General features: G+C 69.5%; 18 protein-coding genes. 9 read left to right on the top strand and 9 right to left on the bottom strand.

The window, feature by feature from the left end:
* Window positions 1-103: 103 nt before the first annotated feature.
* The 4 genes from mnmG to V6M51_RS19695 are packed head-to-tail and all read left to right on the top strand — an operon-like array spanning window position 104 to window position 4,278.
* On the top strand, window positions 104-1,963 hold the full coding sequence (mnmG, locus tag V6M51_RS19710; protein ID WP_442957869.1) for a tRNA uridine-5-carboxymethylaminomethyl(34) synthesis enzyme MnmG: 1,860 nt from the start codon (window positions 104-106) through the stop codon (window positions 1,961-1,963).
* A 22-nt stretch (window positions 1,964-1,985) separates the two neighbouring features.
* Entirely contained in the window at window positions 1,986-2,603 is a 618-nt protein-coding gene (gene rsmG / locus V6M51_RS19705; protein WP_332769923.1) for a 16S rRNA (guanine(527)-N(7))-methyltransferase RsmG, read from the top strand.
* Window positions 2,554-3,402: a ParA family protein gene (locus V6M51_RS19700; protein WP_332769921.1), complete on the top strand. Its 849-nt coding sequence runs from the start codon at window positions 2,554-2,556 to the stop codon at window positions 3,400-3,402. The genes rsmG and V6M51_RS19700 overlap by 50 nt, the downstream gene beginning before the upstream one ends.
* 6 nt (window positions 3,403-3,408) lie before the next feature.
* Window positions 3,409-4,278: a ParB/RepB/Spo0J family partition protein gene (locus tag V6M51_RS19695; protein WP_332769919.1), complete on the top strand. Its 870-nt coding sequence runs from the start codon at window positions 3,409-3,411 to the stop codon at window positions 4,276-4,278.
* Window positions 4,279-4,593: 315 nt separating this feature from the next.
* On the opposite strand, the gene holA is transcribed toward V6M51_RS19695, so the two are convergent.
* The 4 genes from holA to V6M51_RS19675 form a co-directional block, all read right to left on the bottom strand.
* Entirely contained in the window at window positions 4,594-5,646 is a 1,053-nt protein-coding gene (gene holA / locus V6M51_RS19690; RefSeq protein ID WP_332769917.1) for a DNA polymerase III subunit delta, read from the bottom strand.
* Between the two features lie 12 nt (window positions 5,647-5,658).
* Complete coding sequence (gene lptE / locus V6M51_RS19685) at window positions 5,659-6,159, bottom strand: LPS assembly lipoprotein LptE (RefSeq protein ID WP_332769914.1); 501 nt, start codon at window positions 6,157-6,159, stop codon at window positions 5,659-5,661.
* A 7-nt stretch (window positions 6,160-6,166) separates the two neighbouring features.
* Window positions 6,167-8,749 (bottom strand): leucine--tRNA ligase, encoded by a 2,583-nt coding sequence (gene leuS, locus V6M51_RS19680; RefSeq protein WP_332769912.1) that lies wholly within the window; start codon window positions 8,747-8,749, stop codon window positions 6,167-6,169.
* Between the two features lie 116 nt (window positions 8,750-8,865).
* Window positions 8,866-9,378, bottom strand: coding sequence for a DUF3576 domain-containing protein (locus tag V6M51_RS19675; RefSeq protein ID WP_332769910.1), 513 nt, complete (start codon window positions 9,376-9,378; stop codon window positions 8,866-8,868).
* A gap of 259 nt (window positions 9,379-9,637) precedes the next feature.
* Between V6M51_RS19675 and V6M51_RS19670 the strand changes: the two genes are divergently transcribed.
* A complete protein-coding gene (locus V6M51_RS19670) occupies window positions 9,638-10,015 on the top strand; it encodes an NtrZ family periplasmic regulatory protein (RefSeq protein WP_332769908.1) in 378 nt (125 codons plus the stop codon).
* On the opposite strand, the gene V6M51_RS19665 is transcribed toward V6M51_RS19670, so the two are convergent.
* Window positions 10,005-10,586 (bottom strand): thiamine phosphate synthase, encoded by a 582-nt coding sequence (locus V6M51_RS19665; RefSeq protein ID WP_332769906.1) that lies wholly within the window; start codon window positions 10,584-10,586, stop codon window positions 10,005-10,007. The genes V6M51_RS19670 and V6M51_RS19665 overlap by 11 nt on opposite strands.
* Before the next feature lie 19 nt (window positions 10,587-10,605).
* On the opposite strand from V6M51_RS19665, the gene V6M51_RS19660 reads away from it, so the two are divergent.
* Entirely contained in the window at window positions 10,606-11,265 is a 660-nt protein-coding gene (locus V6M51_RS19660) for a YggS family pyridoxal phosphate-dependent enzyme (protein WP_332769905.1), read from the top strand.
* A 146-nt stretch (window positions 11,266-11,411) separates the two neighbouring features.
* On the opposite strand, the gene V6M51_RS19655 is transcribed toward V6M51_RS19660, so the two are convergent.
* Entirely contained in the window at window positions 11,412-11,966 is a 555-nt protein-coding gene (locus tag V6M51_RS19655) for a L,D-transpeptidase family protein (protein ID WP_442957691.1), read from the bottom strand.
* Between the two features lie 10 nt (window positions 11,967-11,976).
* Between V6M51_RS19655 and V6M51_RS19650 the strand changes: the two genes are divergently transcribed.
* Both V6M51_RS19650 and V6M51_RS19645 read left to right on the top strand, forming a co-directional pair.
* The gene (locus V6M51_RS19650) at window positions 11,977-12,663 is read left to right on the top strand and encodes a response regulator transcription factor (RefSeq protein ID WP_332770028.1); all 687 of its coding nucleotides are present in this window, start codon (window positions 11,977-11,979) and stop codon (window positions 12,661-12,663) included.
* A 23-nt stretch (window positions 12,664-12,686) separates the two neighbouring features.
* On the top strand, window positions 12,687-13,118 hold the full coding sequence (locus tag V6M51_RS19645) for a hypothetical protein (RefSeq protein WP_332769903.1): 432 nt from the start codon (window positions 12,687-12,689) through the stop codon (window positions 13,116-13,118).
* A 76-nt stretch (window positions 13,119-13,194) separates the two neighbouring features.
* Here the strand turns inward: V6M51_RS19645 and xth are convergent, their stop codons facing one another.
* From xth to V6M51_RS19630, 3 genes are all read right to left on the bottom strand, one after another.
* Entirely contained in the window at window positions 13,195-14,001 is an 807-nt protein-coding gene (gene xth, locus V6M51_RS19640; protein WP_332769901.1) for an exodeoxyribonuclease III, read from the bottom strand.
* Window positions 14,002-14,276: 275 nt separating this feature from the next.
* Entirely contained in the window at window positions 14,277-14,921 is a 645-nt protein-coding gene (locus V6M51_RS19635; RefSeq protein WP_332769899.1) for a LolA family protein, read from the bottom strand.
* A gap of 89 nt (window positions 14,922-15,010) precedes the next feature.
* A complete protein-coding gene (locus V6M51_RS19630) occupies window positions 15,011-17,152 on the bottom strand; it encodes a hybrid sensor histidine kinase/response regulator (protein ID WP_332769898.1) in 2,142 nt (713 codons plus the stop codon).
* Window positions 17,153-17,260: 108 nt separating this feature from the next.
* Between V6M51_RS19630 and V6M51_RS19625 the strand changes: the two genes are divergently transcribed.
* Entirely contained in the window at window positions 17,261-18,859 is a 1,599-nt protein-coding gene (locus V6M51_RS19625) for an HWE histidine kinase domain-containing protein (RefSeq protein ID WP_332769896.1), read from the top strand.
* Window positions 18,860-18,875: the final 16 nt, after the last annotated feature.

Genomic DNA, 18,875 nt, shown 5'->3' with positions numbered 1-18,875 from the left:
GGGGGAGGGAAAAGGTCTCATCAGCTTTCACGTGAAACATCGCACGCCCTTCGCTATATAGGCTTCGCTCGCCCCCGGTCCGCCGGGGGCGTCTTTCTTCGGGATGCGAAGCTTGAGCGCTTGGGATGTCATCGTCATCGGGGGAGGGCACGCCGGCTGTGAGGCCGCGGCGGCCGCCGCGCGCTTCGGCGCCCGCACCCTGCTGTTGACCCACAAGCTGGAAACCATCGGCGAGATGAGCTGCAACCCGGCCATCGGTGGCCTGGGCAAGGGCCATCTGGTGCGCGAGATCGACGCTCTCGACGGGCTGATGGGCCGGCTGGCCGACCAGGCCGGCATCCAGTTCCGCATGCTGAACCGCTCCAAGGGGGCGGCGGTGCGCGGGCCGCGCAGCCAGATCGACCGCAAGCTCTATCGCCAGGCCATGCAGGCCGAGCTCGCCCAGACCCCGAACCTCAGCATCCTCGCCGAGGCCGTGGAGGACCTGATCGTCGTGGATGGGGTGGTCCTGGGCGTCGTGGGCGCCACCGGGATCCAATACCGGGCCGGCCGCGTGGTGCTGACCACCGGCACCTTCCTCAAGGGCCTGATCCATCGCGGCGAGATGCGGATTCCCGCCGGCCGGGTGGGGGACGCCCCGGCCATCGGCCTGTCGGACCGGCTCTATGCCAGCGGCCTTTCCATGGGGCGGCTGAAAACCGGCACCCCGGCGCGGCTGGACGGCTCGACCATTGCCTGGGACGGGCTGGAGATGCAGGCGGCCGACGCCGAGCCGATCCCGTTCTCCTTCCTGACCGACAAGATCACCACGCCGCAGATCGAGTGCGGGGTGACCTATACGACCGCCGAAACCCACAAAATCATCGCCGAGCGGCTGACGGAATCGGCGGTCTATGGCGGTCGGATCAATGGCCGTGGGCCGCGCTATTGCCCGTCGATCGAGGACAAGGTGGTCCGCTTCGGCGACAAGGACAGCCACCAGATCTTCCTGGAGCCGGAAGGCCTGGACGACGACACCGTCTATCCGAACGGCATCTCCACCTCGGTCTCGGAAGAGACCCAGGACCTGTTCCTGCGCACCATTCCGGGGCTCGAGAAGGTCCAGGTGCGCCGCTACGGCTACGCCATCGAATACGACTATGTGGACCCCCGTGAGCTCTACCCGACCCTGGAGGTCAAGCGCCTGCCGGGGCTTTACCTGGCGGGCCAGATCAACGGCACCACGGGCTATGAGGAGGCCGGCGCCCAGGGGCTTGTCGCCGGCCTCAACGCCGCCCGCGCCGCCTCGGGCCTGGACGCCGCCGCCTTCGGCCGCGACGAGGCCTATATCGGGGTGCTGATCGACGACCTGGTCACCCGCGGGGTCACCGAGCCCTACCGCATGTTCACCAGCCGGGCCGAGTTCCGCCTGTCCCTGCGGGCCGACAACGCCGACCAGAGGCTGACCGATCGCGGCCTGGCCCTGGGCGTGGTCGGTGTTTCACGTGAAACAGCGTGGAAGGCCAAGGCCGCCGCCCTGGCCCAGGCCCGCGCCCGCGCCGCCGAACTGACCCTGACCCCCAATGTGGCGGCCAAGGCCGGCCTGCCGGTCAAGGCGGACGGGGTGGTCCGCGACCTGACCCAGCTGCTGGCCTATCCGACCATCGGCTTCGAGGACCTCACGGCCATCTGGCCGGAGATCGCCGCCTGGGCCCCGGAAATCCGCGAGCAGGTGGAAATCGACGCGGCCTATGCCGGCTATCTGGACCGCCAGGCGGCCGACGCCGCTGCGTTCCGACGCGACGAGAACCTGCGGCTGCCGGCCGAGCTGGACTACGCCGCGGTCGGCGGCCTCTCCAATGAGGTGCGCGAGAAGCTGGGCGCCGTCCGTCCCCTGACCTTGGGCCAGGCGGCCCGTATCGAAGGCGTCACCCCCGGCGCGCTTACAGCCCTGCTGGCCCATGTCCGTCGCCACGCGGCCTGAGGCCTCACCAGGGGTGATCGAGGTGGCCGACGCCGCCGACTTCGCGGCCGCCAGTGGCGCCGGCCCTGCGGTCCTGGCCGATCTCGAGCAATACCGGTCATACCTGGTCGACTGGAACCAGCGGATGAACCTGGTGGGCCCTGCGACCCTCGACGTTTTCTGGTCGCGGCACGCCTGGGACTCCGCCCAGATCCTGCCCCTGGCGCCGGAGGCGCTGACCTGGGCCGACCTCGGCACGGGCGCAGGATTGCCCGGTATCGTGCTGGCGATCCTGCAGAAAGACCGCCCCGGCTTCCACGTCCATCTGGTCGATAGCCTGGCCAAGCGCTGTCGATTCCTGACCGAGGTGGTCGACGGGCTGAAGCTTCCGGCCACCGTTCACAATTCTCGTGCGGAGGACTTGTCCCTGACTGTGGATATCGTCACCGCTCGGGCTTGCGCGCCCTTGCACCGGCTGTTGGGGTATGGCCAGCCTTACCTGAAGCGCGGCGCCGTGGCGCTGTTCCTCAAAGGCCAAGATGTTGCGTCCGAACTCGAAGACGCTACGAGATATTGGGATTTCGAGGCGGACGTTTTGCCCAGCTTAAGCGATGCCAGAGGCCGGATTGTGCGCGTCAGGAGGCTCGGCCGTGGCCGCTGAACGAAAACTGCGCGTGCTGGTGATCGCCAACCAGAAGGGCGGGGTTGGCAAGACCACCACGGCCATCAACCTGGGCACGGCGCTCGCCGCCGTCGGCGAGCGGGTGCTGTTGATCGACTCCGACCCGCAGGGCAACGCTTCCACGGGGCTGGGCATCGGCCGGGCCCTGCGCAAGGTCACCCTCTATGACGTGCTGATGGGGGAACACAGCCTTGAGGAGTCGGTCGTCAAGACCGCCATCCCCGGCCTCGACCTGTCGCCCTCCGACCCCGACCTCTCTGGCGTCGAGCTGGAGCTGGGCCAGATGCCGCGGCGTTCGTTCAAGCTGCGCGACGCCCTGGAATCCGTGCGGGCGTCGAAGGCCTACACCTATGTGCTGATCGACTGCCCGCCGTCGCTGAACCTGCTGACGGTCAACGCCATGGCCGCCGCCGATGCGGTCCTGGTGCCCCTGCAGTGCGAGTTCTTCGCCCTGGAAGGCCTGACCCAGCTCATGCGCACGGTGGAGCTGGTCAAGGGCAGCCTGAACCCCGCCCTGGATATCCAGGGGGTGGTGTTGACCATGTACGATCGCCGCAACAGCCTGTCGGAACAGGTGGCGCGCGACGTGCGCGGCCATTTCGGCGACACCGTCTACCAGACCGTCATCCCGCGGAACGTGCGGGTCTCCGAGGCGCCGTCCTTCGGCAAGCCGGTGCTGGTCTATGACCTGAAGTGCCGAGGCTCGCAGGCCTATCTGAAACTCGCCCGCGAGGTGGTGGTGCGCGAGCGCGACCGCCGCGCCAAGGAAGCCGCGTAAGGAATGATGATGGCCGAGAAACGCGGACTGGGCCGGGGCCTATCGGCCCTGCTGGGCGACGTCGAGGAGACCAACCTCGCCACGGGGACCGGCGAGGCTGCCAGCGTGCGCGAGATCCCGATCGAGCTGATCCACGCCAATCCCGACCAGCCGCGCACCCAGTTCGCGCCCGCCGAGATCGACGAACTGGCCGAGTCCATCCGTGGCAAGGGCGTGTTGCAGCCGATCCTGGTGCGGCCCGATCCCGGCGCGGCCGGCGGCTTCCAGATCGTCGCCGGCGAGCGGCGCTGGCGGGCCAGCCAGAAGGCCGGGCTGCGGGTCATGCCGGCCCTGATCCGCGAACTGGACGACCGGCAGGTGCTCGAGATCGCGGTCATCGAGAATGTCCAGCGGGCCAACCTCAACCCCATGGAAGAGGCCGCGGCCTACCAGCAGCTGGTCGACCGGTTCGGCCACACCCAGGACGAGGTGGCCCAAAGCGTCGGCAAGAGCCGCAGCCATGTGGCCAACACCCTGCGGCTGATGAACCTGCCGGCCTCGGTGCGCGAGCTGGTGCTGGAGGGCAAGCTGACGGCCGGCCATGCCCGGGCCATCCTCTCCGCCGACGACCCGGCGCGGCTGGCCCAGGAGATCGTCGCCCGCGGCCTGTCCGTGCGCGACGCCGAGGCTCTGGTCCGCAAGCCCGCGCCCGGCGGCAAGGCGAAGTCGAAGCCGACCAAGGACACTGACACCCTGGCCCTGGAGAGCGACCTGTCCGACGTGCTCGGTCTCGACGTCGAGGTGGTCGATCGAGGCGGCGTGGGCGAGCTGCGGATCAAGTATGCGACCCTGGAACAGCTCGACGAGCTCTGCCGCCGGCTGACCACGCGGGGCTGATTTTCGACCTCCGCTAAGTCCTTGATTTATAAGGTTGCGTTTTCGGAATTCGAGCTGTGGCGATTGGGCCGTGTACGAGTACGGACGGTCGGTCTTCTGTGCGCGTGAGAGGCAGTTTTGCGGGGGCGGTTTTTGGGCCTACGAAACGGCTTCGCCGTCCTCGCTGCGCTCGCCCTCACCGACCCTTCGGGCCACCTCTCCCACAGGTGGGAGAGGGAGGTGATTCCCGCGCTTGGTGTTCTTCCTCTCCCGCTTGCGGGAGAGGGTGAGGGCGAGCGAAGCGAGGGCGGCAGAGCCGCTGTGCGCGCGTGTGGGCTACAGTCCCAGCCGCCGCGCGCGGCCCGCCACCGTCAGGGCCAGGCGTTCGGCGATGAGGCCGTCAGGCGAGCCGGCGGTCTTGCAGGCCTTGTCGGCGGCGAGCACCTCGGGTTGCAGGCGGTCGAGGTCGTCCAGGGTCCAGGACCGCGCCTGGCGGAGGAACTCGCGCTCCTGCTTCCAGAACACGCCGCTGGCCTTGGCGGCCTCCTGCAGGCCGGCGCCGTTCTTGGCCAGGGTCAGGGTGCGGCGCATGCGCCCGAGATACATACCGATGGCGCGGACGGCGGCGGGACCGGCCTCGCCCTCGGCGGCGGCGCGGCGCAGGCCGGCCTGAGCCTCGGCCAGGCGCCCCCCGAAGGCGTCGGCGGCGGCGTCGGATAGCGAGGCCTCCGGCTCGACGCCCAGGAAGTCCTCGAGGTCTTTCGGCGAGGCGGTGCGGCCGCTGCCGGGCTCGAGATAGAGGGCCAGGCGCTCGATCTCCTGGCGGGCGACGCCGCGCTCCTTGGGCATGCGGCTGACGAACAGCTGCAGGGCCTGGGCGTCGAGGCCGACGCCGTCCTTGGAGAGGGTTTCGCGGACCAGGCGGGCCACGTCGCCGGGCTCGTCCTCGTAGCAGGGGATGACCGCGGCGCCGGGGGCCTTCTCGGCGGCCTTGCGCAGGGCCGAGTCCCGGCCCAGCGCCCCGGCCTCGATCAGGAAGAAGGCGTCCGGATTGAGCTTTCCCTCGGCGTGGGCCGTGAGCGCCTCGGCCACCTGCTTGTCGAGGCTGGCCTTCTCGGTGGCGAACTTCAGCCGCACCAGGCGGCGGCCGCCCATCAACGACTGGGAGGCGAGCTCGTTCTCCAGCCGCGCCCCGTCGCCGTCCAGATCGCCGTCGGTGAGCAGGGCGACGTTGAAGGGGTCGTCCGGATCGGCGGCCACCTTGCCGGCCAGCTCCTTGGCCCGGTCGCGGACCACCCCGATGTCGCGGCCGTAGATCAGAACGGCGCGGATCTGCGGGTCCGGCTTGGCCAGGAAGCGTTCGATATCCGGCCGCTTGGCGAGGATCACGGCCTGGGCCGCCTAGGACTTGCCGGCCTGGGTGGCCAGCCAGGCGGCGAGTTCGAGCTCGATCTTGCGGGCGGCCTCGGCCGCGGCGCGGTCCTGGGCGTCCTGCTGGGCCGAGACCGAGGCATAGGGCTGGTCGGCGCTGTCATAGGTGACCTCGACCCGCGCCACGCCGTTCTTCACGGGCGAGCCTGAGGGCAGGGCCGAGAGGGTGTAGGCCGCGGTCAGCACGTATTCGTAGCGGGTGGCCACGTTGTCGACCCGGACCCCGCGCGGATAGCGGGTCTCGGAGAGCTGCAGGTCCATGCGGTAGCGGGGCGCGGCGCCCTTGTCGCGGGCGAGCGCGTCGTCCAGGTGCTCGCGGATCAGCTGGCCCGTGCGGCCCGGCGGGGTGGTCACCTGGATGGCGGTGAGCTGGGCGGTGACCCCTGGCGCGCCGTAGAGCGGCGTGAACCCGCACCCGGCCAGGCCGAGGCCGGCGGTCATGAGGGCGGCAGCGAAGACGACGCGGTTCATGTCTGGCTCACCCGGCCACGATGTTGACGATGCGATCCTTGACCACGATGACCTTGCGGATCGTGAGACCCTCAAGGCGCCGCGCGATCTCCGGATCGTCAAGCACGATCTTCTCCACATCGGCCGGTTCGGCCCCCGCGGCCACGGAAATCTCACCGCGACGCTTGCCGTTCACCTGGACCGGCAGGATGCGGACGGCGTCCTGCGTCAGGGCCGGGTCGAAATCGGGCCAGGGGGCGGCGACCACCATGCCGGTCCCGCCGATCCGCGCCCAGGCCTCCTCGGCCAGGTGCGGGGTGAAGGGCGAGATCAGCCGGGCGAAGGCCGACAGGGCCTCATGGCGCGCCGCCAGCACCGGGGCGGTCGCGCCCTCGGCCGGGAACTCCTTGATCTTGTTGAGGAACTCGTACATCCGCGCGATGCCGGAATTGAACCGGAAGCCCTCGACGGCCTCGGTCACAGCCTTGACGGTGCGATGGGTGAAGGCGCGCAGCTCATCGGCCCTGAGGTCGGGGGAGGCCGCGGGCGGCGGGCCCGCGGGCTGGCTGTCGAACTCGTTCCAGACCCGGTTGACGAACCGCCAGGCGCCTTCGACGCCCGACGCCGACCAGATGGAGTCCCGCTCGGGCGGCGAGTCCGACAGCACGAACAGTCGCGCGGCGTCGACGCCGTAGACCTCGAAGATATCGCCGGGGGCCACGGTGTTGCGCTTGGACTTCGACATCTTCTCGATGTCGCCGATGATCACCGGCTGGCCGTCCAGGGTCCGCCGGGCGCGGCGGGTCTGGCCCTCGACGACGATCTCCAGCTCCTTGGGTTCGACCCAGTCGCCGTTCTGCAGGCGGTAGGTCTCGTGCGTCACCATGCCCTGGGTGAACAGGCCGGCGAACGGTTCCTTGGCTTCCAGCATGCCGGCGTCCGACAGGGCGCGGTTGACGAAGCGGGCATAGAGCAGGTGCAGGACGGCGTGCTCGATGCCGCCCACATACTGGTCGACCGGCATCCAGTAGTTGGCCGCCGCCTTGTCGATCGGCTCCGACGCAGTCGGATCGGTGAACCGCGCAAAGTACCAGGACGAGTCCACGAAGGTGTCCAGGGTGTCGGTCTCGCGCGTCGCCGGCCCGCCGCAGCCGGGGCAGACGGTGTGCTTCCAGGTGGGGTGGCGGGTGAGCGCGTTGCCGGGCTTGGAGAAATCCAGGTCCTCGGGCAGGGCGACCGGCAGCTGATCCTTCGGTACAGGGAGGACCCCGCACGTGTCGCAGTGGACCACCGGCACCGGGCAGCCCCAGCCGCGCTGGCGGGCCACCCCCCAGTCGCGCAGCCGGTAGACCGTCGCGCCCTGGCCCTGGCCCTGGGCCTCCAGCCGGGCCACGGCGGCGGCCTTGGCCGGCTCGATCTCCAGCCGGTCCAGGAAGTCCGAATTGAAGATGGTTCCGGGGCCGACATAGGCCTCGTCGGCCACGTCGAAGCTGGCGGGATCCTCGCCCGGCGGCAGTACGACCGGCTTGACCAACAGTTTGTATTTACGGGCGAAATCAAGGTCTCGCTGGTCATGGGCCGGACAGCCGAAGATCGCGCCCGTGCCGTAGTCCATTAGGATGAAGTTGGCGATCCAGACCGGCAGCTTCCAGTCGGGATCGAAGGGGTGGGCGACGGTGAGGCCGGTGTCGAAGCCGATCTTCTCGGCGGTCTCGATCTCCGCCTCGGAGGCGCCGCCCTTGCGGCACTCGGCCAGGAAGGCCGCGACCTTGGGGTCGGCGGCCAATTGCTCCGCCAACGGATGATCGGGGGCGATCCCCACGAAGCTCGCGCCATAGAGCGTGTCGGGACGGGTGGTGTAGACCTCCAGCCCGGCCTCGAAGCCAGTCGGCGGATCGCCGGCGAACTGGAAGGCGAACCGGGCGCCCTGGGAGCGGCCGATCCAGTTCTCCTGCATCAGGCGGACCTTCTCGGGCCAGCGGTCCAGGCTCTTCAGGCCTTCCAGCAGCTGGTCGGCATAGTCGGTGATGCGCAGGAACCATTGGTTCAGCTTGCGCTTCTCGACCACCGCGCCGGAGCGCCAGCCGCGGCCGTCGACCACCTGTTCGTTGGCCAGCACGGTCTGGTCGACGGGATCCCAGTTGACGACGCCCTCGCGGCGATAGACCAGGCCGCGCGCCATCAGGTCCAGGAACCAGGCCTGCTGCTGGCCGTAATAGGCCGCATCGCAGGTGGCGAACTCGCGGCTCCAGTCAATGGACAGGCCGAGCTGCTGCAGCTCGGTCCGCATCTTGGCGATGTTCTCGTAGGTCCAGGCGCGGGGATCGACGCCGCGCTCCATGGCCGCGTTCTCGGCGGGCAGGCCGAATCCGTCCCAGCCCATGGGGTGCAGGACGTTGAAGCCGCGGGCGCGCTTGTAGCGGGCGTTGGCGTCGCCCAGCGTGTAGTTGCGCACATGGCCCATGTGCAGGCTCCCCGACGGATAGGGGAACATCTCGAGCGCGTAGTATTTGGGGACGCCCGGCGTGGGCGGGCCGGCGCGGAAGACGTCGGCGTCGGCCCAGGCCTTACGCCACTTCGGCTCGGTCTCTTTCGGATTGTAGCGGGCCATGTGGACGGCTTTCAGACTTCGGTGGGGAACCGGCCAGCGGCGGACGTCGCGCTGGCCCTAGGTGGGAGAGCGCATCCGACCGGTTTCCACCCTTGCTGAATGCGCCTAGCGGCTGCTTAGCCGATGTTCGACAGCCGAAGCTGCCGGGCCTTGGTAAGGATGGCGTTTTCCAGGTCCGTCTCGGTCTGGCCGGCCGAGGCCGCATCGACCCAATTGCCGCTCGCGTCCTTGTTCTGCTTGAAGACCGCCACGTTCAGGCCGTCGGCGCGCAGCCGCGCATCCAGGATGTAGACGGTGCACTTGAAGCGCTCGTCCGGCTTTTCCGGATTGACGTACCAGTCGGTGATGACCACGCCGCCGTACGGGTCGGCCGAGGCCAGCGGCATGAAGGACAGCGTGTCCAGGGTGGCGCGCCACAGATAGCCGTTGACGCCGATGGTCGGGGCGCCGCCGGCGGGGGCCTTGGCCTTCCTGCCGCCGCCGAAAAGGCTGAAGCCGCCCTCTTCCTGGGACTGGAAGGTGCGCGAGCCGCCGCCGCCCAGACTCGAGCAGGCCGTCAGGCCCACGAGGCTGAGCAACAGCACTCCGGTCGTCACGCCACGCATAAACTCACCGCGCACAAACGGCATATAGTGCTCCCAGTCGTTAGTCCGCGTCGGATCAGCGCCGCGGCGCCGCCCCCCGAGCCGGAGGAGCCTCTATAACAACGCCCGTGGAACCGCCAAACAGGAATCGCGTTGCCCTGCCGCCACAGGCGCCGGGCGATCTGTCCACAGACCGGGCGCCGGGGTCGCATTCTGTTGACCTGGCGTCCAGCGCGACTTTAATCGATCCAACGGTTCCGCTGTGTAATGGCGGGGCCGGGGCTTAGGGGCTATATAGGTGGTCATGTCCAAGCGGTTGGTCATTTCGTTGGTCGGTGCGGCGCTCCTCGCGAGCGGGGCCTCGACGGCGCATGCCCAGGCGGCGAAGGGCAAGACCGCCGATTTCACCGTGCGCAGTGAGACCACCGCGACCCCGCAAGGGACCAAGTCGCTGTGGGATTCGCGCAAGGGGCGCTGGGGGGTCACGCTCAACCTGAATCAACGGGCCGAGCGCGACATGCAGCTGAACGATATCCAGGCGGGGGCCTATTTCCGCGTGACGCCGAGCCTTCGGGTCGGCGGCGCGGTGGCGTTCGGCGAGCAGGAAACCCCGGAATACAAGAAGACCCAGCCGGTCGACGCCGCGCCACGGGTCCGGCTCGAGACCGCTTTCAAGTTCTAAGGGCCTCCACGGCCGCGATCCCGACCACGCCCGTAGGCAGCAGCCTGCGGGCTGTTTTGTCATTGACGCCGCCCAGGGCGTAGACCGGCCCACCGACGACGCGGACCAGGGCCGCCAGCCGAACCGGCCCCATGGGCGGTCCGGCCGAGGGGCTGGCCGATGGGAAGATCGCCGAGACCACCACGGCGTCGGCCCCCCAGGCCAGGGCCCTCCGCGCGGCGGGCAGGTCGTGCGCGGCGGCGGTCACCAGCAGGCCCCTATGCCGCAGGCCCCGCGCCTGCGCCGCAAGACGCTGGGGCAGGTGGACGCCGTCCGCCCCGATCCTCAACGCCAGGGCGGCGTCCGCGCCGATCAGCAGCTTGAGCCCCAGTGCGCGCGCAGCGGCCAGCAGGCGCCTGGCGCGGGGTTCGGCGTCGGCCGCGCCGAACGCGCGATAGACCACGGCCGCGCCCCGGGGCAGGCGGGCCATCGCGGCTTCGATCTCGGGCGTCCGCTCCGGGTCGGTGAAGAACAGCAGGGAGGGCTTCCGCGACGCGCCGCGCGCGCCTAAGGCTGCCGCCGTCCGCGCCACTGTCCAGAAGCCGCCCGAAATGACCGTCTCTCCCGCTAGCCTGACCGACGTCCTAGACCGGATCGCCCGCGCGGCGAAGGCGTCGGGCCGCGAGCCGTCCGATGTCACCCTGGTCGCGGTCTCCAAGCAGCAACCCTGGGAGAAGGTCGCGCCCATCCTGGCGGCCGGCCAGACCGTGTTCGGCGAGAACCGCGTGCAGGAGGCCATGGAGCGCTGGAGCGGGCGGCGCGACGGGGTCGAGCTGCGGCTGATCGGGCCCCTGCAGAGCAACAAGGCCAAGGAGGCGGTGGCCTTCTTCGACGTGATCGAGAGCCTGGACCGGGAGAAACTGGCCGCCGCCCTGGCCGCCGAGGTCCAGAAGCAGGGGCGCTCGCCCCGGTTCTATGTCCAGGTCAATACCGGCGAGGAGCCGCAGAAGGCCGGCGTGGTCCCCGGCGAGGCCGACGCCTTCATCGCCGCCGTCCGCGAGACCCATGGCCTGAGCGTTGAAGGCCTGATGTGCATCCCGCCCGCCGACGAGCCGCCCGGTCCGCACTTCGCCCTGCTGGCCAGGATCGCCGCGCGCAACGGCCTGGCCAAGCTCTCCATGGGCATGAGCGACGACTTCGAGACCGCCGTGCGTTTCGGCGCCACCAGCGTGCGGGTGGGCTCGGCCCTGTTCGGGGCGCGGGCGAAGTAGGGGGCCGCAACCCTCACCGTTGTCATCCTCCGGTCGTCCGAAGGGCGATCCGGGGGACCCAAGCCGAGCCAGCTAAATTCTGAGAGTCAGCTTGGGTCCCCCGGATCAGCGTTCCGCTGACCGGAGGATGACGAGCTTTGGGGGCGCTAGGCCCGCACGATGGCGATGGCGTCGCCTAGCTTGGCCTTGGCGAGCAGTTCCAGCAGGTCCTCCCGCGCCAGGGCGACGCAGCCCTGGGTGGGGGGATAGCCGGGCTTGGCCAGGTGCAGGAAGATCGCCGAGCCCAGCATGGGGACCGGCGGATCGTCGTTGTGGGCCAGGACGCAGACAAGGTCGTAGATATCGTCGTCGCGCCACATCTGCTCGGCGCTGGCCGGGTGGGGCAGCTTGACGGCGCGGTTGTAGGCCGGGTCCAGCGGGGCGTCGCACCAGCCGTCGTCGCGGGCCAGGGCCTTGGTCGGCAGGCCGGTTTCCGGCGCGTCGCCCTTGTCGGGCCGATAGAGCACGCGGCGGATGGCCCAGGTTCCAAGCGGCGAGGCGCCGTCGCCCTCACGCTTGTCCTTGGCCGCGATCACCCCGCCCATACCCAACGCGCAGGGCGCTGTCCGGCCGCCCAGATCGAAGGTTCCGTCTGACATAGCCGTGAAGATCATGGTCTGCCGGGCTTCCAAAGGTTGGCGCGCGGGGGCGATGCGGTGCATGTTCCGGCTCATGGCTCAACGCAAGACCTTACTCGTCGTGGACGACAACGAAGACCTGCGCGGCGCGATCGCCGAGCAGCTTCAACTTTCCGAGGAATTCTCGGCCATCGAGGCCGCCACCGCCAGCGCCGGCGTGAAGTCGGCGGTCGAGAATCGCCCCGACCTCATCCTGCTGGACGTAGACTTACCGGACATGAACGGCCGCGAGGCCTGCCGGCAGATGCGCGCCCAGGGCGTGACCGCCCCGATCATCATGCTGACGGCGGCCGACACGGACGACGACACGATTTCCGGGCTCGAGGCCGGCGCCAACGACTATGTGACCAAGCCCTTCAAGTTCCAGGTGCTGTTGGCCCGCATCCGCGCCCAGCTGCGCAGCCACGAACAGTCGGAAGGCGCGGTCTTCCACCTGGGGGCCTACGAGTTCCGGCCCTCGGCCAAGATGCTGGTCGACGCCAACCAGAAGAAGATCCGGCTGACGGAAAAAGAGACCAACATCCTGAAGTACCTCTACCGGGCCGGCGAGAAGCCGGTGAGCCGCGAGGAGCTGCTGGCAGAGGTCTGGGGCTATAACGCCGGGGTCACCACCCACACCCTGGAAACCCACGTCTATCGCCTGCGCCAGAAGATCGAGCCCGATCCGGGCAATGCGCGGCTGCTGCTGACCGAGGCGGGTGGCTACCGGCTGGCGCCCTAGCCGTGGCGGCGGCGAAGTGGGGATTGGCCAAGACCTTTCCCATGATGATGCTCGGGGCCCTGGTGATCGGGATGACGGTGGTGGCCGTGACCTCCTACCAGAATCGGGTCCAGAAGATCGCCGAGTCCGAGGCGGCGACCACGCCTTCGGCCACAGTGGGGCCGCCATGCCCGGTGCTGACCAAGGCGGAGTTCGACGCCCTGGAGGTGAAGCCCAAGAAGACCTTCATCTTCAACGAGGTGACCTTCGATCGCCGGTTCGGCCACGTGGAGTGCAATGTCGTCAGCGACGGTGGCGGAACCGGCTTCGCGCCGCTCTGCCAGTTCACCTCTCCGGCCGTACTCAAGGTGACCACCAAGCGGGGCGAGTTCTATTTCAAGACCGGGGTCGGCAAGCCGGTGACGGTGAGCACGCCCGGCGGGATCCCGAAGTGCGTGGTGGCGGGCAAATCGTAGGCTGACCCCAAGACTCGTCATCCTCCGGATCGTCTTTCAGACGACCGGAGGATGACGAAGGTTGGGTGCGGGGCCCCTAGAGCCCGAAGTCGGCGCTGACCGGGGCGTGGTCGCTTGGGCGTTCCCACTCGCGGACGTCGTCGTGGACCCGGGCCGCCGCCGCGCCGAGGCGGAAGGCGGCCTCGCGCAGGCCGGGCGAGATCAGGATGTGGTCCAGCCGCAGGCCGCGGTTGGAGGCGCGGAAGTCGGCCGCGCGGTAGCTCCACCAGGAGAACAGCTTCTGCGGGTCGGGCACCGCCTCGCGCACCAGGTCGGTGAAGCCCAGGCTGGCCATGAGCACGGCGAAGGCCTCCAGCTCGATGGGGGTGTGGCTGACGATCTTCGACATCTGCTTGTGGCTCCAGACGTCGAACTCGCCGGGGGCGACGTTCAGGTCGCCGACCACGGCCAGGGGGTCCTTGGGATCGCGGCGGGCCATCTCGGCGCTGAGCTTCTCATAGAAGTCCAGCTTGTGGTCGAACTTGGCGTTGATCTCGCGGTCGGGGATGTCGCCGCCGGCCGGGATGTAGAAGTTCTGCACCTCGACGCCGGCCACCCGGCCCGAGACGCAGCGGGCGTGGCCCTCGCGGCAGACGTCGAGCGGCGCCACGTCCTCGATGGGCAAGCGCGAGGCGATGGCCACGCCGTGCCAGCCCTTCTGGCCGGCGATCTTGATGTGCGGCAGGCCCATTTCCTCGAAGACGGCCCGGGGGAACTCGGCCTCCTGGCACTTGATCTCCTGCAGGCAGAGGACATCGGGCGCCTGCTCATCGACGAAGCGGGCGACCTGTTCGGCGCGCAGGCGGACGGAGTTGACGTTCCAGGTGCAGAGTCGGAGGCGCATGGATGGATCTAATATCTTTTGATTGGTCGCGTGATGGGCGCCGAAAACCGGAGTCCACTTTCGGCTATCACGCTCTAGTGGGAGCCGGGCGCAAAAGAAACGCCCGGGCACTGGAGAAGCCCGGGCGTTAGTTGTCTCTCATGCCGCCGCCGGGAGGGGATAGGTTCCGGCACGGATCAGGTCCGCGATCGCGCGAACCTCATAGTTGTATTAATGACACTTGGTCTGGGAAAAATCAAGACCAAACACGTAAGATATTGCCTGTTGTGATTGTGTCACATTTTGGCACGGCCGACGTTCTTCGGCCGCGGATCGTTGAGCACGAAGAGCGACGGGGCCAGGCCCGAGGCCGGCGCGAGGTCCACGAGCTGGATACGGGTTGAGGCGCCCTGGGCGTCGGTCACCGTCCAGCCGGCGAGCCGCAGGGGCTTGTCGGTGAAGGTCAGCGTGATCTGGCCCTCCGCCTGCTTCTTGCCGTCGCGGGCGGTGATGGAGAAGCCGTCGGCGAAGCGGGCCACCCGGCTGATCACCACCCCCTGGTCCAGGCGGACCTGGCGGGCGAGGAACAGCGACAGCGGCGTGGCCATCAGCGGATAGGACTCGAAGGTCTTCAGGCGCGCGTCGTGGATGGAGACCTTGCCCCCGTCCGACACCACCAGCAGGCCCGAGGGCGGCTCGTAGTCGAACCGCGCCTTGCCTGGGCGCTTCAGATAGAGCGCGCCGCGGGTGGTCAAGCCGCGGGGATCGGTCTGGACGAACCGGCCCTTGGCCTCGGTCAGGCCTTGCAGATAGGCGGTGGCGCGGTCGACCAGGGCCTTGTCGGCGGCCGACAGTGGGGTGGCGGCGGGCCGCTGGGCCAGGGCCGGCAGCGGCAGGGCCGCCAGGCCGATCGCCAGGGCGCGGCGGGAGAGTTGGGTCATGGTCGCTCCAGGTTCGCGGCTCGCAGGCCTACAGGGCGCTGCGGGCCTCAATAGGGCGCAACAACGGCGGAGACGAGGGCGGCGTTCCGTCAGCCCGCCCGCTCGGCCGCCGGATCGGCGTCCTCGCGAGGCGAGGACCAGATGGCGAGGGCCTCCAGCAGCTTGGCCGGTTCGATGGGCTTGCCCAGATGGTCGTCCATGCCGGCCTCGTGGCAGCGGTCGATCTGCTCGGGCAGGACATTGGCCGTCATGGCGATGATCGGGATCGAGCGGGCGCGCTCGAGGGGCAGGGCGCGGATCGCCCGGGTGGCGGTCAGCCCGTCCATCACCGGCATCTGCACATCCATCAGCACGATGTCGAAGGCGCGGCCTTGCATGGCCTCCACGGCTTCCTGTCCGTTCTCGGCGGTCTCGATCTCCAGGCCGAACGGGCCCAGCAGGGCCTGAATCAGTTCGCGGTTCACCGCCACGTCCTCCACCAGCAGCAGGCGCAGCGGGCGCTCCAGAGTCTCGGCGGCCTGGATCTGGGGTTCTCCGGCCACCGGCTCGTCGGTGCGCGGCAGGACCAGCTCGAACCAGAAGGTCGACCCCGCGCCCGGGGTGGAGGTGGCGCCGATCGCGCCGCCCATCAGCTCGACGGTGCGCTTGCAGATGGCCAGGCCCAGGCCCGTGCCGCCGTACTGGCGCGAGACCGAGGCGTCGGCCTGGGTGAAGCGTTCGAACAGGTGCTCGATCTGGTCGTCGCGCAGGCCGATGCCGGTGTCGGCGACCTCGATGCGCAGGCGGGCGCAATCGCCCGGCGCGGCGGTCTGGCGCACGGTGACGGCGACGCCGCCCTGGGCGGTGAACTTGATGGCGTTGGAAACGAAGTTCAGCAGCACCTGGCGGATGCGGCCGGCGTCGCCCAGCAGGGGCAGAAGCTGGCCCTCGGTGTTGACGGTGAGGGTCAGGCCCTTGGCCTGGGCCTGCTCGCTCATCAGGGCGGCCATGGCGCGGGCCGGGGCGGCCGGATCGAAGGGCCGGGCCTCCACCTCGACGGCGCCCGCCTCCAGCTTGGAGAAGTCGAGCACACTGTTGACCAGCTCCAGCAGCGAACCGCTGGCCTCGTGGATCAGGCTCACGTGGCGCACATCGTCACCGGCCAGGCGCGGCGAGGCGCGCAGGACGCCCGAGAAGCCGATGATGGCGTTGAGCGGGGTGCGCAACTCGTGGGTCATGTTGGCCAGGAAGTCGGACTTGGCCGCGGCGGCCTCCTCGGCGCGGCGGCGGGCCTCCTTGAGCTCGGTCTCCATCTGCTTGCGGGTGTCGATGTTGCGCGAGACCGAAACCACCTGCGGCGGAGCGGTGGGGTCGTCGGTGGCCACCAGGCAGAAGGTGGTCTCCACCCACATGACCGCGCCGTCCTTGCGGACGATCCGGTATTCCAGGGTGACCTTGCCCGGCCCGGCGGCCATGTCGGCGATGGCCTTGGGCAGCCAGATGGCGTCGTCTGGGTGCAGGTAGGTGTAGGTGGGGGTTTCGAATAGCTCCTGGGCCGTGTAGCCGGTGGCCGCCTCGATGCTGGGCGACAGATAGATTCGCCGCCCGTCCAGGCCCGAGAGGGCGATCACGTCGGTGAGGTTGTCGGCCAACATCCGGTACTGGCCGTCGCTCTCGGCGAGCTTGCGCTGGGCCTCGTTGAAGTTGCTGCGCGCCTTCAGCATCTGCATGGCGCCGTCGCCGGAGAACAGCAGGCCAAGGACCAGGAAGGGGACGATGAGGGCGAGGTCCAGATTCAGGGGATTGGGGGCGAAAGCGAGAATCGCCAGCATCAGGGCGCCGGGCGCCATCCCGCCGGCCACCAGCCCCATGCGCGACTGAAAGGCGTGGGTCTGGGCGTGGTAGATCACCGCCAGCCAGACGGCGACGGCGGCCGCGGCGTTCTCAGGGCGACCTGAGGACCACAGGGCGGCGCCGAACACGATCCACCAGCAGGTCACGATCAGCAGGCAGGCGACGTAGTTGAGGCGCAGCCCCGTTCCGGCCGCTTCGCCCGCGAACTGCCGCCGGGTGACGAAATAGCACCAGGTCTCGCCGGCGATGATCCCCGCGCCCCACAGAGAGCAGAACCAGATCGGCAGGCTCATGGCGCCCACCGCGCCCACCGCGACGGCGATGACCATTCGCAGCGCGACGCCCCGGTGGACGGCGGCCGCAAGCCCGTCGAGCCCGTCGTCCAGCAGACTGGTCACGCTTGCGGTTCCCCCCGCTCGTCATTGGTCCGGATCATGGACCATGCCGTCTTGAGACGGAGTTACCGGCGCTCATCAACCCATTGGGGATTCACGCGTTGACTCCGCATGGACGCTTCGGGGACACAGGCGCCGGTGGCGCGGGCCGATGATTTCCTGACCGGTGGCGGGGAAATGGGCGGCCACGTGCGCAGCCACGACTGGTCCCGCTCGCCGTTGGGCCCCTTGAGCGGCTGGCCGCAGAGCCTGCGCACCGCCGCCAGCATCATGTTGAACTCCGCCCACCCGATGTTCCTGGCCTGGGGGCCGTCGCTGGTCTTCATCTACAACGACGCCTACGCCCCGTTCCTGGGGATCAGGCACCCGGACGCGCTGGGCCACCCCTTCGAGGCGATCTGGAGCGAGATCTGGGGCGACCTCGCCCCGCTGATCGGCGAGGCGCTCTCCGGCCGGGCCACATGGTCGGAGGACCTGCACCTGGTGATGCTGCGCAACGGCTATCCCGAGGACACCTGGTACACCTTCTCCTACAGTCCCATCCGCGACGAGAGCGGCGGGGTGGGCGGCCTGTTCTGCGCCTGCACCGAGACCACGGCCAAGGTGCGGGCGGAGCGGCGGTTGAGCTTCCAGGTCGAGCTGGCCGAACGCCTGCGGGCGGCGGCGAGCGACGGCGAGATCCGGCGCGTCGCCTCGGCCCTACTGAGCGACCGGCTTGGCGCCGACCGGGCCGGCTACAAGGAGTTCGATCCCGACGGCGAGCATTTCGAGATCGACGACGGCTGGCGCCACGACGGCCTGCCGCCGATCTCCGGGCGCCACGCGCTCAGCGACTTCGGGGCCGAGGCCGCCGAGGCCGTTCGGGCCGGGCGGACCCTGCGGGTGGCCGACGTGGCGGCCGATCGCCTGACCCGCGACGCCGTCGCGGCCTTCGCCCCCCTGAAGGTCCGCGCGGTGCTGATGGTCCCGCTGATGCGCGATGGGCGCATCGTGGCCGCGGTGTCGGCCCATATGGCGCGACCGCGCCGCTGGACGGACGATGACGAGGCCCTGGTCGCCGCGGTGGTCGACCAGGGCTGGCAGGCTCTGGAGCGACGGCGAGGCGAGGCCCGGCTGCGGCTGCTGATCAACGAGCTGAACCACCGGGTGAAGAACACGCTCGCCACTGTGCAGTCGATCGCCAGCCACACCCTGCGCGGCGCAATTTCGCCGCAGGACGTGCGGGTGGACTTCGAGGCGCGGATCCTGTCGCTGTCGCGGGCCCACGACGTCCTGACCCGGCGCACCTGGGCGGGCGCCGACCTGGGTGAGATCGCCGCGGCCACCCTGGAGCCCTTCGCCGGACGCGGCGACGCGCGCGTGCTGCGACAGGGGCCCGAGGTCGGGGTCTCGCCGCGGGAGGCGCTCGCCATTTCCATGGCCCTACACGAACTGGCCACCAACGCGGCCAAGTATGGGGCGCTCAGCACGGCCGACGGCCGGGTGAGCATAGAATGGGACGTGGTGCGCGGCCCACGCTCGCGCCGCCTACGGCTGACCTGGACCGAGACCGGCGGGCCGCCGGTGACGCCGCCGCCACGGCGCGGCTTCGGGACGCGGCTGATCGAGCGTGGCCTGGCCCGCGAACTGAACGGTTCGGCCCATGTCGCCTTCCCGCCCGAGGGCGTGATCTGCACGGTCGAGGCGGTGCTCGAGCCCGAGGCGGGCTAGTCGCCGGGATGCCAAA

The sequence above is a fragment of the Phenylobacterium sp. genome (genome assembly GCF_036677185.1).
GTDB lineage: Bacteria > Pseudomonadota > Alphaproteobacteria > Caulobacterales > Caulobacteraceae > Phenylobacterium.
Note: the sequence above shows the minus strand (reverse complement) of the source record. Positions and strands in the feature narration are given on the sequence as shown.

Coding starts and splice junctions, on each gene's coding strand:
- mnmG (WP_442957869.1), top strand. CDS start 104: ATGCGAAGCTTGAGCGCTTGGGATGTCATCGTCATCGGGGGAGGGCAC.
- V6M51_RS19700 (WP_332769921.1), top strand. CDS start 2,554: ATGCCAGAGGCCGGATTGTGCGCGTCAGGAGGCTCGGCCGTGGCCGCT.
- V6M51_RS19695 (WP_332769919.1), top strand. CDS start 3,409: ATGATGGCCGAGAAACGCGGACTGGGCCGGGGCCTATCGGCCCTGCTG.
- lptE (WP_332769914.1), bottom strand. CDS start 6,159: ATGAACCGCGTCGTCTTCGCTGCCGCCCTCATGACCGCCGGCCTCGGC.
- leuS (WP_332769912.1), bottom strand. CDS start 8,749: ATGGCCCGCTACAATCCGAAAGAGACCGAGCCGAAGTGGCGTAAGGCC.
- V6M51_RS19675 (WP_332769910.1), bottom strand. CDS start 9,378: ATGCCGTTTGTGCGCGGTGAGTTTATGCGTGGCGTGACGACCGGAGTG.
- V6M51_RS19670 (WP_332769908.1), top strand. CDS start 9,638: ATGTCCAAGCGGTTGGTCATTTCGTTGGTCGGTGCGGCGCTCCTCGCG.
- V6M51_RS19660 (WP_332769905.1), top strand. CDS start 10,606: ATGACCGTCTCTCCCGCTAGCCTGACCGACGTCCTAGACCGGATCGCC.
- V6M51_RS19655 (WP_442957691.1), bottom strand. CDS start 11,966: ATGCACCGCATCGCCCCCGCGCGCCAACCTTTGGAAGCCCGGCAGACC.
- V6M51_RS19650 (WP_332770028.1), top strand. CDS start 11,977: ATGGCTCAACGCAAGACCTTACTCGTCGTGGACGACAACGAAGACCTG.
- xth (WP_332769901.1), bottom strand. CDS start 14,001: ATGCGCCTCCGACTCTGCACCTGGAACGTCAACTCCGTCCGCCTGCGC.
- V6M51_RS19635 (WP_332769899.1), bottom strand. CDS start 14,921: ATGACCCAACTCTCCCGCCGCGCCCTGGCGATCGGCCTGGCGGCCCTG.
- V6M51_RS19625 (WP_332769896.1), top strand. CDS start 17,261: ATGGACGCTTCGGGGACACAGGCGCCGGTGGCGCGGGCCGATGATTTC.